Below are 14,263 nucleotides of genomic sequence, written 5' to 3'. Positions count from 1 at the left end.
AAGGCAGCGTAACCATGTCAAGAAGATCATCGGTAAGCCGTATGCGGGAAAACCGCACGTACGGAATTGAAAGGGGGATGGGGAACCGGGCCTTCACGGCACCGCGCCCCTGACTACCAATGGACTTCATCCGGGTGCGCGCGTCCGCCGACGGGGCGGAGACGATCTCCTACTGGACCGGCGACGTCTACGGGTGGCAGGACGACGACGGCCCCCACCACCTGTTCGGGTTCGAAGGGCTCAACGTGGCCAGGGCGGTGCGGGCCGACGGCGGCTGGCAACTGCTGACCAGGGAGGCCGCCCTCTACCTCGACCCGAAGACCCGCCAGGTGCTCGACACCTGGGACAACCCGCTGACCGGGCGGGCGGTCGAGGTGCAGCACGTCTTCAACGACCCGGTCAACCAGCGGCTCGGCGCCTACCCGGTGCCGGAGACGCGCCTCGGCGACCAGGTGGTCTACAACGTCGACATCCGGCTGGCCTACCCCTCGCCGCTCAAGGTCGCCGACTATCCGGACAACTCCGCGAGCGACACCTACCGCGCGATGGAGTTGTTCCAGTTCTTCGCCGCCGCGAAAGACCTCGACTCCGGCGCGCCCGGCGTGCCGTGCGTGTTCTCGTGGTGCCGGGTCTCGCCGTGGCTGCCGTGGATGGCGATGGGGCGGCGCGCAGGCGGGCTGGTCTACCACTGCAGGGGCGCCAAGGTGGCCGAGGTGCCGCGGCGGCTGAGCGAGCGGGTGGGCGAGCGGTTCCTGCACGCGCCCGCGGAGTGGTCGGGCCCCAACATGACGAGCTGGACGGCGTTCGCGGACGGGGCCGGCCGGTGAGCGCCGACCTGTTCTGCGAGATCATCGCAGGTGAGCGGCCGGCCCACGTCGTGGACTCCGACGACGTGGCCGTCTCGTTCCTCGACGCGCGTCCCGTCTTCAAGGGTCACGTGCTGGTCGTGCCGAGGGTCCACGTCGAGACGCTCACCGACCTCCCCGACGTGGGCCCGTTCTTCGAGCGGGTGCGCGCCGTGGCGGGGGCGGTGGAGGAAGGGCTGCAGGCCGGCGGCACGTTCGTGGCCATGAACAACCGCATCAGCCAGAGCGTGGCCCACCTGCACGTGCACGTGGTGCCGCGCAACAAGAAGGACGGCCTGCGGGGCTTCTTCTGGCCGCGGACGAAATACGCCTCCGCCGAGGAGGCCGCCTCCTACGCCGGCGCGATCGCCGCCGCCCTCCGGCGCACGCCTGAGTAAGCTCAGGCCGCGTGGAATACCTCGTCGGGGTCGCCGTCGTTGCAGTGATCGTCAGCGTGCCCGCGATCGTGTTGTGGCGGGTCATGCGGGGCCGCAGAGAGCTGGGCACCAGCCCGGCGGAGCGGGCCACGTTCGAGACCCTGCACACCGCCTCCCTGGCCGGGCCGCCGCTGCGGGCCGGGCTGACCGCCGACGGCGCCGAGCGCGCCTCCCGGCACCTGCGCGCCCTGCTCGGCTCCGCCGCCGTCGCGATCACCGACGGCGAGCGGCTGCTCGTCTACGACGGCGCGGGCGACGACCACCACGCCGACGCGGCTTTCGAGCACGCGGCGGCGACCCTCCAGGACGGTCGCACCCAGGTGCTGACCATCGAGTGCGACCTGCTCGAATGCCCGATCAGGCAGGCCGTGGTCGTGCCGCTCACGACCGACGACCGCGTGGTCGGCACGCTGGCCGCCTACGGGCAGAGCGCCTCGGCCGGGCTGGTCAGGGCCGCGCAGGAGGTGGCCGGCTGGGTCGACTCGCAGCTGGAGCTGGCCGAGCTGGACCGCTCGCGCACGCTGCTCATGGAGGCCGAGGTGCGGGCGCTGCGGGCGCAGATCTCCCCGCACTTCATCTACAACTCCCTGACCACGATCGCCTCCTTCGTCCGCACCGACCCCGAGCGGGCCAGGGAGCTGCTGCTGGAGTTCGCCGACTTCACCCGCTACTCCTTCCGCCGGCACGGCGAGTTCACCACGCTCGCGGAGGAGCTGCGCTCGATCGACCGCTACCTGATCCTGGAGCGGGCCCGGTTCGGTGACCAGCTCCAGGTCACGCTCCGCATCGCGCCCGAGGTGCTGCCGGTCGCGGTGCCGTTCCTGTGCCTGCAGCCGCTGGTAGAGAACGCCGTCAGGCACGGCCTGGAGAGCCGCAACGGCGTCGGCCGCATCACGATCATCGCCGAGGACGCCGGCGCCGAGTGCCGCATCAGCGTCGAGGACGACGGGCTCGGCATGGACCCCGACAGGCTGCGGCGCATCCTCGCAGGTGACATCGCTCCCAAGGGCGGCGTCGGGCTGGCGAACGTGGACGAGCGGCTGCGCCACGTGTACGGAGACGAGTACGGCCTGGCCGTCGAGACCGGCAACGGCGCGGGCACCAAGGTCAACATCAGGTTGCCGAAATATCACCCAGGCGTCTCTGCCCGTTGACCTCGCTCTTCCTTGTCGGTTTTATCACTGTCTATGGCACAACTACGGGTCCTCGCGGTCGATGACGAGCTGCCGGCCCTCGAAGACCTGTCCTACCTCCTCCGCGCCGATCCCCGCATCGGCGAGGTGGCGACCGCGCGGGACGGTGCGGCGGCGCTGCGCCTGCTGGACCGGGCCATCGCCGACGGCAGGCCGATCGACGCGGTGTTCCTCGACATCCGGATGCGCGGGCTCGACGGGGTGGTGCTCGGGCGGTTGTTGTCGCAGTTCGCGAACCCGCCGCGCGTGGTGTTCGTGACGGCGTACGAGGAGCACGCGGTGGACGCGTTCGAGATCAAGGCGGAGGACTACCTGCTCAAGCCCGTCCGGCCGGAACGGCTGGCCGAGGCGATCAGGCGCGTGGCGGTCTCGGCCGACGTGCCCGTGGAGGGCGGCGAGTCGGACACGATCCCGGTCGAGCTGGGCGGGGTCACGCGTTTCGTGTCCAGCGCCGACGTCATCTACGTGGAGGCGCAGGGCGACTACGCGCGGCTGCACACGGCCGGGGGCAGCCACCTCGTGCGCATCCCGCTGGCCACCCTGGAGGAACGGTGGGCCTCGGCCGGGTTCATGCGGGTGCACCGCAGCCACCTGGTGGCCGTCAAGCACATCGAGGAGCTGCACATCGACTCGGGCAAGTGCACGGTCAGGGTCGGCGACACCGAGATCCCGGTCAGCCGCCGCCACACGCGCGAGCTGCGCGACCTGCTGGTGCGCCGGGCCAGGAAGGGCAGGCCCGAATGAGCCAGGAGCCCCGCCGCCAGGAATCCCGCCCGGTCCGCAGGGCGCCCCTGTCGCGGGAGAACATCTCGCGGCGGGTCACCGTGACGAGCCCGCGCACCGCCGCCGCCCGCCGGCCCCGCTACCCGGCCACCCTGGAGATCGACGAGCAGACCCGGCTCGGCGAGGTCTACATGCGCTCGCTGCTGCGCACCCAGTTCAGGCTGGCGCTGTTCGTGTGCACGGTGCTGGCCTGCGTGATCGGCGGGTTGCCGCTGCTGTTCCTGCTGATCCCCGACCTGAGCGAGGTGCGCCTGCTGGGCGTGCCGCTCGCGTGGGCGGTGCTGGCGGGCCTGATCTACCCGGCCTTCGTCATCGGCGCCTGGCTGTACGTGCGGCAGGCGGAGCGCAACGAACGCCACTTCGCCGAACTGGTCGAACGCCGATGAGCCGGGGCGCCCCCGGGACGGAGCCGGGCCCATGAGCCTGACGGCGGTGCTGGTGGTCGTGGTCGCGGCCATCCTCATCGGAGCGTTCGGGATCAGGGTCTCGCGCACCACCTCCGACTTCTACGTCGCCTCCCGTACGGTCAGCCCGCTCTGGAACGCCTCCGCCATCGGCGGCGAGTACCTGTCGGCGGCCTCCTTCCTCGGGATCGCCGGGCTCATCCTGTCCTTCGGCGTGGACATGCTCTGGCTGCCCGTCGGCTGGACCGGGGGTTACCTGGTGCTGCTGGTGCTGGTGTCGGCGCCGCTGCGGCGTTCGGGGGCGTACACGCTGCCGGACTTCGCCGAGGCCAGGCTCGAGTCGATGACCGTGCGCCGCACCGCGAGCGTGCTCGTCGTGCTGATCGGCGGGCTCTACCTGATGCCGCAGTTCCAGAGCGCGGGCCTGGTGCTGCGGACCATCACCGGCGCGCCCGTGTGGGCCGGCGGGCTGCTGGTCGCGGGCGTCGTCGCGGTGAACGTGTTGTCGGGAGGCATGCGGTCGATCACGTTCGTGCAGGCGTTCCAGTACTGGCTCAAGCTGACCGCGCTGGCCGTGCCGCTGGTGTTCCTGCTGATGGCGTGGAAGGCCGACGGCGCCCCCGGGGTCACCGCGCTGGACGCGGCCACCTGGCAGGTGCCGCTGGGCGGCGGCAAGGAGTACGGGGTGTACACGACGTACTCGCTGATCCTGGCCACCTTCCTCGGCACCATGGGGCTGCCGCACGTACTCGTGCGGTTCTACACCAATCCCGACGGGCGGGCCGCGCGCCGCACGACGCTGGTGGTGCTGACGCTGCTGGGCGCGTTCTACCTGCTGCCCGCCGTGTACGGGTGGCTGGGCCGCATCTACGCGCCCGACCTGGTGCGTACGGACGCGGTCGTGCTCGCCCTGCCCTCCCGCATGATCGGCGGCCCGCTGGGCGACCTGCTGACGGCGCTCGTCACGGCGGGGGCGTTCGCGGCGTTCCTGTCCACCTCGTCGGGGCTGACCGTGTCCGTGGCGGGCGTGATCGCGCAGGACCTGCTCAAGGGCGGGGTGCGCTCGTTCAGGATCGCCACGCTGATGGCGGTGGCGGTGCCGCTGGCCCTGGCGTTGTGGGCGCGGGCGCTGCCCGTGGCGGACGTGGTGGGGCTGGCGTTCGCGGTGGCGGCCTCGTCGTTCTGCCCGCTGCTCGTGCTGGGCATCTGGTGGCGGCGGCTGAGCACCACGGGGGCGCTGGCCGGGCTGTGCGTGGGAGGCGGGCTGGCCTGCGCGGCGGTGCTCGTCACGATCACGGCCGGGCCGTTCGAAGGGCCGGCGGGGGCGCTGCTGGCCCAGCCGGCGGCGTGGACGGTGCCGATCGCGTTCGCGGTGATGGTGTCGGTGTCGTTCCTGACGCCCGACCGGGTGCCGCTCGGCGTGGCCAGGACGATGGTCCGGCTGCACACGCCCGAGGACCTCGACCTCGACCGCGGCGACTGGCGGCCCCGCTCGCCGTGAGCCGGTGGCCGCAGCGGCCGGTCACGGGGGCGGCAGCTCGCCGGAGCCCCTGGCGACGAGCTCCACCGGCACCTTGACCCTGCGGGGCTCCCGGGACGGGTGCAGCAGGAGGTCGACGGCGCTGCGGGCCAGGCGGGTGACGTCGTAGCGGACCACCGTCACCCCGGGGTTGAAGACGCCGGCCAGCGCGAAGTCGTCGAACCCCACGTACGCGGGCCGCTCGGGTCGCTCGCGCAGCGCGTGCAGGATGCCGATCGCGGCCCGGTTGTTGGTGGCGAACAGGGCCGTCGGGGGGTCGGCCAGGTCGAGGAGCCTGCCGACCTCGTACGACACCCGCCGCGGGTCGAACACCCCCCGCACCACGAGCGCGTCGTCGGCCCGCACCCCGGCGGCGTCCAGCGCCCGGCGGTAGCCGGTCGCGCGGTCGTGCACGGAGCTGACGCCGTCGTCGTCGGAGATCAGGCCGATCCGGCGGTGACCGCCGGCGAGCAGGTGCTCGGTCGCCGCCCGGCCGCCGCGCACGTCGTCGAGCATGACGACGTCGGCCGCCTCCAGGCCTAAGGGCACGCGGTCGACGAAGACCGTGGTGAGGCTCGCGTGCCCGGCCAGCCAGGCGTGGTCGGCCGCCGAAGGGACGACGATGAGGGAGTCGACGCCGCGCGTGTACATGGACTCGATCAGCATGCGCTCCTTGTCGGGGCTCTCCTCGTACGAGCCGAACACCACCAGCGCCTCGTGCTCCGCCGCGGCGGCCTCGACCGCGGCGGCCAGGCGGGAGTAGAACTCGTTGGAGATGTTCTCCATCACCAGCCCGAGCGTCAGCATGGTCGCGCCCCTGGCCAGGCGGGCGGCGGCCTCGTTGCGGCGGTAGCCGAGCGTGCTGATGGAGGTCTGCACCCGCTGCCGCAGCGACGCCCTGACGTGCGGCTCCTGGTTGACGACCCGGGAAACGGTCTTGAGGCTGACGCCCGCGTGCCTGGCCACGTCGGCCATGGTGGGTTTGCGCGGGTTCACTCGCGGGCTCGGCTCCTCAGTCCGTTCTCTCGCTGTCATAGTGTGCCCCCATGGATGACGAATGGATCTGTGGCCGGTTGGGTGAGGACGAGCCGTGGATGCTGGGCGCGGTCAACCCGCCGGTGTTCGAGAACTCGTTGTTCGCGTTCGCGACGGCGGAGGAGCTCGGCGAGGCGGTCAGGAACGAGGACGAGCGCTACGTCTACTGGCGGGGGACCAACCCGACGGTCGATCTCGCTCAGCGTAAGCTGGCCGCGCTCGAGCGGGGAGAGCGGGCCAAGTGTTTCGGCTCAGGCATGGGCGCCATCGCGGCGACGATCTCGTCGCTCGTGTCGGCGGGCGACCACGTGCTGGTGCTGGGCGCGGTCTACGGGCCGACGACTCAGTTCCTGCGCTATCTGGAGAAGTTCGGGGTCACGCATACGCACGTGGACGACCTCGCGGGGTGTGACAGCGCTATCAGGGCGAGCACGCGCCTACTCTACTTCGAGTCGCCGTCGTACATGGCCTACGCCGTGGTCGACATCGCCGAGGTGGCCGGGTGGGCGCGGGAGCGCGGGCTGGTGAGCGTGATGGACAACACCTGGTCCACGCCGATCTTCCAGAAGCCGCTCACCATGGGCGTCGACCTGGTGGTGCACTCGCTGTCGAAGTACGCGGGCGGGCACAGCGACCTGGTGGGCGGCGTCGTCGTGGGGCCGTCGCGCCTGATCCGGCCGCTGGCGCTGACCGAGTACCAGCTCTACGGCGCCGCCATGTCGCCGCACGACGCGGCCAAGGTGATCAAGGGGTTGCGGACGCTGCCCGTGCGGATGGCGGCGCACCAGGAGCGGGGGCTGGCGGTGGCGGCCTTCCTGGAGGGGCATCCGGCCGTGCGGGAGGTGAACCATCCGGGGTTGCCGTCGCATCCCGGGCACGCGATCGCGCTGCGGCAGATGTCGGGGTTCTCCAGCCTCTTCAGCTTGGTGCTGGACACGGACTCGCCTCAGGAGGTCGCGGGTTTCCTCGATAGATTGCGATATTTCAGGATCGGCGTGTCGTGGGGAGGCTTCGAGAGCCTGGTGAACGCCCCCGCGCTCTCCACGGAGGAGAGCGTACGCGCCACCATGGGCATCCCCGTCGGCCTCGTCCGGCTCTCGGTCGGCCTGGAACCCGCAGACGAGCTGATCAAGGACCTCGGCCAGGCCCTGGAGGAATCGCTCGCCTGAACGCGGGCCCGGCCGCAGCGCCGGCATGTGGCGCCGGCATATGGCGCCGGCATATGGCGCCGGCGATTGACCGCTGAACGCGGCTGACCATAGCGTGACTGACAGCGCTGTCTAGAACACGCGGGAGACCTGCCATGAAAACCCCCCTCCTGGCGGCCGCGGTCGCCGTCACGCTGGTGCTCGCGGGTTGCGGCTCCGGCTCGTCCTCGGGAGAGGTACGGCTGCGCATGATCGAGAGCCTGACCAGTCCCGACCGAACGAAACTGATCAAGAAGCTGATCGCCGACTTCGAGGAGGCCAACCCCGGCATCGAGGTGGAGCTGATCTCGCCGCCGCTCGACAGCGCCGACCAGAAGATCCTGCAGATCCTCCAGACCAAGAAGGACCTGGACGTGCTGGAGGTCCGCGACCACACGGCCAAGTCGTTCTCCAACAACGGCTGGCTGGCCGAGCTGCCCACCACCGGCTGGTCCGGCTGGTCCGACCTGACCGAGCTGGCCCAGAAGAAGGCGGTCGAGGTCGGCGGCAAGCCCTACCTCATCCCGTACGGGTTCTACCAGCGCACGCTGTTCTACCGTACGGACTGGGGCATGAGCCGGCCGCCGGCCACGTGGCAGGAGCTCTACGAAGCCGGCAAGAAGATGACCACGGGCGACCGGTTCGGCTACTCGTTCAGGGGCGGCAAGGGCGGCGCCGACTACGCGGTCATGATGATCAGCGCGTACAACGGCGAGGCCCTCGACCCCGAGAAGTCCTTCTTCCTCAAGGACAAGCGCACCATCTTCGCCACGCCCGAGGCGGCCGAGGCCCTCGAGCTCTTCGTCAAGATCTTCAAGGAGACCTCACCGCCCGACTCGGTGTCGTGGGGCTTTCCCGAGATGGTCCAGGGCTTCACCTCTGGCGTCACCGGCATGCTCATCCAGGACCCGGAGGTGATCAAGTCGGTGGAGGAGAGCGGCGTCACGGCCTGGTCCACCGCCCCCATTCCCAAGGGTCCCACCGGCTACGCCTTCCAGCCCGTCGGCTACGCGGGGTGGGGCGCGACCTCCTTCAGCAAGCACCCGAAGGAGGCGGTCAAGCTGGTGCAGTTCCTGTCGGAGTCCGAGCAGAGCATCGCCTTCGCCAAGGGCAACTCGCTCATCCCGATCTCCAAGCAGGCCCAGAACGACCCGCAGTTCTCGCAGGGCGCGTGGAAGGCGTACCTGGAGGCGCAGCAGGACCCCAAGCAGGTCATCACGATCAGGCCGGTGGACTATCCGGGCTGGAGCCAGTTCACCGTCGACTCCGACCGTGACATCCAGGCGTTGATCACCGGCAAGAAGACCGTCGCCGAGGTGCTCAAGTCGTGGGACGCCTTCTGGACGGACCAGGCGAAGAAGGTCTCTTGAGCACGGCACGCACCGCCGCGGGACGCACCTTCACGATCCGCAGGGCACGGTTCATCCTGCTGTGCCTGCTGCCCGGCGTGGTGTTCGTGGCGCTGTTCACGTACTACCCGATGATCCGCGGCGCGGTGATCGCCTTCCAGCGCTACAACCTGTACGACCTGACCTCGACCCCGTTCGCCGGCCTGGAGAACTTCCGGGCCGTGCTGGCCGAGGACCGGTTCTGGACGGCGCTGCGCAACACCGGCACGTGGGTGGTCGTGTCGCTGTTCTTCCAGTTCTTTCTCGGCTTCGGGCTGGCGCTGCTGCTGCGCAGGCACTTCCGCGGCCGCGGCCTCTACCAGGCGTGGGTGTTCTTCCCGTGGGCCATGTCGGGGTTCCTCATCGGGCTGCTGTGGCGGTGGATGTTCAACGGCCAGTTCGGCGTGATCAACGACCTGCTGCTCAAGGCGGGCGTCATCGACGAGCGCATCGGTTTCCTCGCCACCCCCGGCTGGGCGATGACCTCGGTGATCGTGGCCAACATCTGGTACGGCGTCACGTTCTTCGCCATCATGATCATGGCCGCGCTGCAGTCGGTGCCCCGCGAGCTCTACGAGGCGGCGTCGGTGGACGGCGCCTCCCGCCTGCGGCAGTTCTGGCACGTGACGCTGCCGCACATCCGGCCCACGCTGGCGCTGATCGTGTTGCTGCGCATCATCTGGATCCTGAACTTCCCCGACCTCATCTACTCGATGACCGGCGGCGGCCCCGCGGGTAGCACCGACATCATCACGACGTTCCTCATCCAGCAGGTCATCGGCGGCGACTACGGCCGCGCGGGCGCGGTCGGCCTGCTCGTGCTCGGCCTGCTGCTCGCCTTCAGCGTCTTCTACCTCAACGCCACCCGATTCGAGAAGGCACGATGAGACACCTCGCGACCGCGGTGAAGGCCGTCGTGCTGGGCGCCTGGCTGCTGATCACCCTGTTCCCGCTCTACTGGATCCTCGTCACCTCGCTCAAGCCCAAGGCCGAGATCTTCTCGATGCCGCTGAAGTACTGGCCGGGCGAGGTGACGTTCGAGCACTACGAGGAGCTGTTCTCCTTCGCCGACTTCGGCGTCTACCTGCTGAACAGCCTGATCGTCTCGCTCGTCTCGGCCGGGGTGGTGACCGCCGTCGGCGTGCTGGGCGGCTACACGCTGGCCCGCTTCGCCTTTCCCGGCAGGGGAGCGGTGATGCTGGCGTTCCTCGTCACGCAGATGATCCCGCTGTTCATCGCGCTCGGGCCCCTCTACCTGCTCATGTCCGATCTCGACCTGCTCAACCGGCTGTCCGGGCTGATGCTGGTGTACGTGGCGATGCTGGTGCCGTTCGCCACGATCATCATGCGCGGCTTCTACGAGCGGGTGCCGGTCGCGCTGGAGGAGGCCGCCCAGGTGGACGGCGCCTCGCGGCTGGCGGCGATGGTGCGGGTGGTGATCCCGGTGATGCTGCCGGGCATCGCGGCCACCTTCATCTTCGCGTTCGTGCAGTGCTGGAACGAGCTGTTCCTGGCGATCACCTTCATCGACAGCGAGGACGCCAAGACCATCCCGGTCGCCATGAACTCCTTCATCACCCAGTACGACATCGACTGGGGCTCGATGGCGGCGGCCACGGTGATCTCCGTGCTGCCGACGCTGGTGCTCTTCGCCGCGATCCGGCGCTACATCGTCGAAGGGCTCACCGCTGGGGCCGTAAAGGGGTGAAAGGGAAAGCCAACCGCTCACCGCGCCATACGGACCTTTCACCGCAGGCCATCCCCAGCTAAGCGCCGGACGGCGGCGGCTCGCCGAAGAACTCGGTCACGTATCTCCACGACCGGTAGGTTGCGCTCTTACGTTGGGCGTGATCCGCATCACAGTGGAGGGCTCGTGACGACCAAAGAACATGACGCATCGGTTTATGAACAAGTGCAGGGGAGCGATGAGTTCCAGGATCTGAAGAGGCGCTTCCGCCGCTGGACCTTTCCCATGACCGTCGCGTTCCTCGCGTGGTACCTGCTGTACGTGGTGCTGTCGGGATGGGCGCGCGACTTCATGGGGATCAAGGTGTGGGGCGACATCAACGTGGGGCTCGTCCTGGGCCTGCTGCAGTTCGTCTCCACCTTCCTCATCGCGTGGGCGTACTCCAGGCACGCGGAGAAGTCGCTCGACCCGATCGCCGACAAGCTCCGCCACGAGGTTGAGGAGAAGTCGAAGTGAGCTCGACCACCTTGGGGATGATCCTCTTCCTCACGTTCGTCGCCGCCACGCTGGCGATCACCGTCTGGGCGAGCCGGCAGACCAAGACGGCCGCCGACTACTACGCGGGCGGCCGGTCGTTCAGCGGCGCGCAGAACGGCCTGGCGATCGGCGGCGACTATATGTCGGCCGCCTCCTTCCTCGGCATCGCCGGCATCATCGCCCTGTCGGGCTACGACGGGTTCCTGTACTCGATCGGGTTCCTGGTGGCGTGGCTGGTCGCGCTGCTGCTGGTGGCCGAGCTGATGCGCAATTCCGGCAAGTTCACCATGGCCGACGTGCTCGCCTTCCGGATGAGCCCGCGCCCGGTGCGCACCGCCGCCGGCGTGTCCACGATCGTCGTCAGCATCTTCTACCTGCTGGCCCAGATGGTCGGCGCGGGCGCCCTGGTCGGCCTGCTGCTCGGCATCGAGTCGGAGGCGGGCAAGCTCTGGACGATCGTCGGCGTCGGCGCGCTGATGATCGTGTATGTGGTGTTCGGCGGCATGAAGGGCACCACCTGGGTGCAGATCGTCAAGGCCGTGCTGCTGATGACCGGCGCCGCCCTGGTGACGCTGCTGGTGCTGGGCAAGTTCGGCTTCAACCTGTCGGCGCTGCTGAGCCAGGCGGCCACCACGAGCGGCCCGTCGGGCAACACCGGCAGCTTCCTCGTCCCCGGCCTGAAGTACGGCACCGAGGCGCAGGGCCTCGCGGGCAAGATCGACCTGATCAGCCTCGGCCTCGCCCTGGTGCTCGGCACGGCGGGCCTGCCGCACATCCTCATCCGCTTCTACACCGTCCCCACCGCCAAGGACGCCCGCAAGTCCGTGCTCTGGGGCATCGCCATCATCGGCACGTTCTACCTGCTCACGCTGGTGCTCGGCTTCGGTGCGGCGGCCCTGGTCGGCCGGGAGGAGATCGTCGCCGGTGACCCGGGAGGCAACACGGCGGCGCCGCTGCTCGCGTTGCGGATCGGTGAGGAGATCTTCGGCTCGGTGGGCGGCACGATCCTGCTGGCCTTCATCGGCGCCGTCGCCTTCGCCACGATCCTCGCGGTGGTGGCCGGACTCACGCTCGCCTCCTCCTCCAGCTTCGCCCACGACCTGTACGCGCACGTCTTCCGGCGCGGCCAGGCCAGCGAGCGGCAGGAGGTCGTGGTGGCCAGGATCTCCGCCCTGGTGATCGGCGCCATCGCCATCGGCCTGAGCATCCTGGCGCAGAGCCAGAACGTCGCCTTCCTGGTGGCGCTGGCGTTCGCCGTGGCCGCCTCGGGCAACCTGCCGGCGATCCTCTACAGCCTGTTCTGGAAGAGGTTCAACACCTCCGGCGCGGTCAGCGCCATCTACGGCGGCCTGCTCTCCGCCCTGGTGCTGGTGATCTTCTCGCCGGTGGTCTCCGGGAGCGAGGCGGCGCTGTTCAAGGACGCCGACTTCTCCTGGTTCCCGCTGAGCAACCCGGGCATCGTCTCGATCCCGCTCGGCTTCCTCTGCGGCTGGCTCGGCACGATCATGAGCAAGGAGTACAACGCCGCCAAGTACGCCGAGATCGAGGTCCGCTCCCTCACCGGCGTCGGCTCGGAGAAGGCCGATAAGCACTGACATCTTTCTCCTCCGAGGGCCCGGCCTCTCCAGGCCGGGCCCTTTGTGCTGTCTGGTAGGGGTTTGCGGGCATTTGGGCAGGCGTCCCACACCGGTTCTTGTCGCTAACGACACAGAAACGCAGTGATATGAGTGGTTGACGGGATTTCAGCGATATGGGTACGTTCTCAGATGTGTGAACGTTGCCACACTGGCCTGGCGCCACGTGGCCGTCATCAGCATGCCTGATGCCCCGCTTGCTCAGTGTGGAGGCGAAACCCCATGAGATCCCCCCTCGTCCGCTGGTCCGTCGTGTCGGTGTCGCTGGCGCTGGCCCTCACCTCGTGTGCCAAGGGCACCGGTGGCGGCGCCGCCCCGACCCCGTCGGCCGGCCAGTTCAACCCCGGAGCCACGTTCAGCGGCTCCATCTCCGTGATGGGCTTCGGCGCGACCGACGAGATCGGCACGACCCGCGTCGATCTGGCCGAGAAGGCCCTCGGCGGCGCGGAGATCAAGCTGATCGAGGGCGACCTCGACATCCAGCAGTTCCTGTCCGCCGTCGCCGCCGGCGACCCGCCGGACATCATCTACGCCAACCGCGACCAGATCGGCACCTTCGCCTCGCGCGGCGCGATCATGCCGCTGACCGAGTGCATCAAGGGCGAGTCGATCGACACCTCGATGTACAACAAGAACGCGCTCGGCCAGGTGACGTTCGGCGAGCAGATCTGGGCCATTCCCGAGTTCAACCAGGTCCAGATCACCATGGCCAACGGCGACCTGCTCAAGGAGGCCGGGCTGACGATCGAGGACGTCAACGGCTCCGACTGGAGCAAGGTCACCGCCGCGGCCAAGAAACTCGTCAAGGCCCCCGGCGGCAAGCTCAAGGTGATCGGCTACGACAGCAAGCTGCCGGAGTTCCTGCCCCTGTGGGCCAAGGCCAACGGCGCCGACCTGCTGTCGGCCGACGGGAAGAAGGCCCAGCTCAACAGCCCCGAAGTGGTCAAGGCGCTGGAGTTCGCCGTCGGCATCTACGACGCGCAGGGCGGCTTCGCCAAGGTCAAGGCCGTGCGCGACTCCGCCGACTTCTTCGGCAAGGGCAACCAGTTCGCCAAGAACGAGCTGGGCGCCATGCCGATGGAGCAGTGGTACGTCAACGTCCTCAACGACGTCTCGCCCAAGGCGCCCCTGGTCTTCGACACCTTCCGCACCCCGCAGGGCCAGCCGCTGGCCTACTCCTCAGGCTCGTCGTGGGCCATCCCCAAGGGCTCCAAGAACCCCGGCGCCGCCTGCCGCTTCGCCAAGACCATGACGCTCGTCGACACCTGGAAGGCCGCCGCCCAGGCCCGCCTGGACAAGCGCGAGGCCGATGGCAAGCCGTTCACCGGCGTGCTCACCGGCAACGTCAAGGCCGACGCGGAGATCGAGAAGATGCTCACCTCGGGCGGCGAGCCCTGGGACGCCGGCGTCAAGGCCGTCTACGAGGCCAACGCGAACACCTTCAGCCTTCCCGCCAACCCGGCCGACAAGGAGTTCAAGGACGCCTGGCAGGGCGCCGTGAACCGGGTCCTCAACGGCCAGGACGAGCCGAAGGCCGCACTCGACAAGGCCCAGCAGGACGCTCAGAAGGCGCTCGACGAGGCATGGGCCGGCTGGACGAAGCGTACGAACTGA

At 69.3% G+C, this 14,263-nt stretch carries 14 protein-coding genes; 13 read left to right on the top strand and 1 reads right to left on the bottom strand.

The annotated features are described in order from the left end of the window. Window positions 1-119 precede the first annotated feature (119 nt). Genes ABGB01_RS38845 through ABGB01_RS38820 form a run of 6 tightly spaced genes read left to right on the top strand, consistent with a single transcriptional unit; the run spans window position 120 to window position 5,163 of the window. Entirely contained in the window at window positions 120-827 is a 708-nt protein-coding gene (locus ABGB01_RS38845; protein WP_347778704.1) for a DUF1838 family protein, read from the top strand. Continuing rightward, window positions 824-1,243, top strand: a complete 420-nt coding sequence (locus ABGB01_RS38840) for an HIT domain-containing protein (protein WP_347778702.1) — start codon at window positions 824-826, stop codon at window positions 1,241-1,243. The genes ABGB01_RS38845 and ABGB01_RS38840 overlap by 4 nt, the downstream gene beginning before the upstream one ends. Before the next feature lie 11 nt (window positions 1,244-1,254). Beyond that, the gene (locus ABGB01_RS38835) at window positions 1,255-2,436 is read left to right on the top strand and encodes a histidine kinase (protein ID WP_347778700.1); all 1,182 of its coding nucleotides are present in this window, start codon (window positions 1,255-1,257) and stop codon (window positions 2,434-2,436) included. 33 nt (window positions 2,437-2,469) lie between these two features. Further along, entirely contained in the window at window positions 2,470-3,219 is a 750-nt protein-coding gene (locus ABGB01_RS38830) for a LytTR family DNA-binding domain-containing protein (protein WP_132514953.1), read from the top strand. Beyond that, window positions 3,216-3,644 carry a hypothetical protein gene (locus ABGB01_RS38825; RefSeq protein ID WP_347778698.1) on the top strand — a complete coding sequence of 143 codons (429 nt, stop codon included), beginning with the start codon at window positions 3,216-3,218 and terminating at the stop codon, window positions 3,642-3,644. Before ABGB01_RS38830 ends, ABGB01_RS38825 begins: the two co-directional genes overlap by 4 nt. A 31-nt stretch (window positions 3,645-3,675) precedes the next feature. Continuing rightward, window positions 3,676-5,163, top strand: a complete 1,488-nt coding sequence (locus ABGB01_RS38820; protein WP_347778697.1) for a cation acetate symporter — start codon at window positions 3,676-3,678, stop codon at window positions 5,161-5,163. Window positions 5,164-5,184: 21 nt separating this feature from the next. Here the strand turns inward: ABGB01_RS38820 and ABGB01_RS38815 are convergent, their stop codons facing one another. Then, window positions 5,185-6,177 carry a LacI family DNA-binding transcriptional regulator gene (locus ABGB01_RS38815; protein ID WP_347778696.1) on the bottom strand — a complete coding sequence of 331 codons (993 nt, stop codon included), beginning with the start codon at window positions 6,175-6,177 and terminating at the stop codon, window positions 5,185-5,187. A gap of 50 nt (window positions 6,178-6,227) precedes the next feature. On the opposite strand from ABGB01_RS38815, the gene ABGB01_RS38810 reads away from it, so the two are divergent. From ABGB01_RS38810 to ABGB01_RS38780, 7 genes are all read left to right on the top strand, one after another. Beyond that, a complete protein-coding gene (locus ABGB01_RS38810; RefSeq protein WP_347778695.1) occupies window positions 6,228-7,385 on the top strand; it encodes a PLP-dependent aspartate aminotransferase family protein in 1,158 nt (385 codons plus the stop codon). 134 nt (window positions 7,386-7,519) lie between these two features. Further along, entirely contained in the window at window positions 7,520-8,773 is a 1,254-nt protein-coding gene (locus tag ABGB01_RS38805) for a sugar ABC transporter substrate-binding protein (protein ID WP_347778694.1), read from the top strand. Then, complete coding sequence (locus tag ABGB01_RS38800; protein WP_347778692.1) at window positions 8,770-9,678, top strand: sugar ABC transporter permease; 909 nt, start codon at window positions 8,770-8,772, stop codon at window positions 9,676-9,678. Before ABGB01_RS38805 ends, ABGB01_RS38800 begins: the two co-directional genes overlap by 4 nt. After that, window positions 9,675-10,499 carry a carbohydrate ABC transporter permease gene (locus ABGB01_RS38795; protein ID WP_347778691.1) on the top strand — a complete coding sequence of 275 codons (825 nt, stop codon included), beginning with the start codon at window positions 9,675-9,677 and terminating at the stop codon, window positions 10,497-10,499. Before ABGB01_RS38800 ends, ABGB01_RS38795 begins: the two co-directional genes overlap by 4 nt. Window positions 10,500-10,664: 165 nt before the next feature. Next, window positions 10,665-10,994 carry a DUF485 domain-containing protein gene (locus ABGB01_RS38790; protein ID WP_347778689.1) on the top strand — a complete coding sequence of 110 codons (330 nt, stop codon included), beginning with the start codon at window positions 10,665-10,667 and terminating at the stop codon, window positions 10,992-10,994. 17 nt (window positions 10,995-11,011) lie between these two features. After that, window positions 11,012-12,610, top strand: a complete 1,599-nt coding sequence (locus ABGB01_RS38785; RefSeq protein WP_347778706.1) for a cation acetate symporter — start codon at window positions 11,012-11,014, stop codon at window positions 12,608-12,610. Between the two features lie 261 nt (window positions 12,611-12,871). Further along, the gene (locus tag ABGB01_RS38780) at window positions 12,872-14,263 is read left to right on the top strand and encodes an extracellular solute-binding protein (RefSeq protein ID WP_347778687.1); all 1,392 of its coding nucleotides are present in this window, start codon (window positions 12,872-12,874) and stop codon (window positions 14,261-14,263) included.

Origin of the sequence: Nonomuraea sp. B5E05 (assembly GCF_039880665.1) — a bacterium.
Lineage (GTDB): Bacteria > Actinomycetota > Actinomycetes > Streptosporangiales > Streptosporangiaceae > Nonomuraea.
This window is presented reverse-complemented; position numbering and strand designations above follow the sequence as displayed.

Coding starts and splice junctions, on each gene's coding strand:
- ABGB01_RS38845 (WP_347778704.1), top strand. CDS start 120: ATGGACTTCATCCGGGTGCGCGCGTCCGCCGACGGGGCGGAGACGATC.
- ABGB01_RS38830 (WP_132514953.1), top strand. CDS start 2,470: ATGGCACAACTACGGGTCCTCGCGGTCGATGACGAGCTGCCGGCCCTC.
- ABGB01_RS38825 (WP_347778698.1), top strand. CDS start 3,216: ATGAGCCAGGAGCCCCGCCGCCAGGAATCCCGCCCGGTCCGCAGGGCG.
- ABGB01_RS38820 (WP_347778697.1), top strand. CDS start 3,676: ATGAGCCTGACGGCGGTGCTGGTGGTCGTGGTCGCGGCCATCCTCATC.
- ABGB01_RS38810 (WP_347778695.1), top strand. CDS start 6,228: ATGGATGACGAATGGATCTGTGGCCGGTTGGGTGAGGACGAGCCGTGG.
- ABGB01_RS38805 (WP_347778694.1), top strand. CDS start 7,520: ATGAAAACCCCCCTCCTGGCGGCCGCGGTCGCCGTCACGCTGGTGCTC.
- ABGB01_RS38795 (WP_347778691.1), top strand. CDS start 9,675: ATGAGACACCTCGCGACCGCGGTGAAGGCCGTCGTGCTGGGCGCCTGG.
- ABGB01_RS38785 (WP_347778706.1), top strand. CDS start 11,012: ATGATCCTCTTCCTCACGTTCGTCGCCGCCACGCTGGCGATCACCGTC.
- ABGB01_RS38780 (WP_347778687.1), top strand. CDS start 12,872: ATGAGATCCCCCCTCGTCCGCTGGTCCGTCGTGTCGGTGTCGCTGGCG.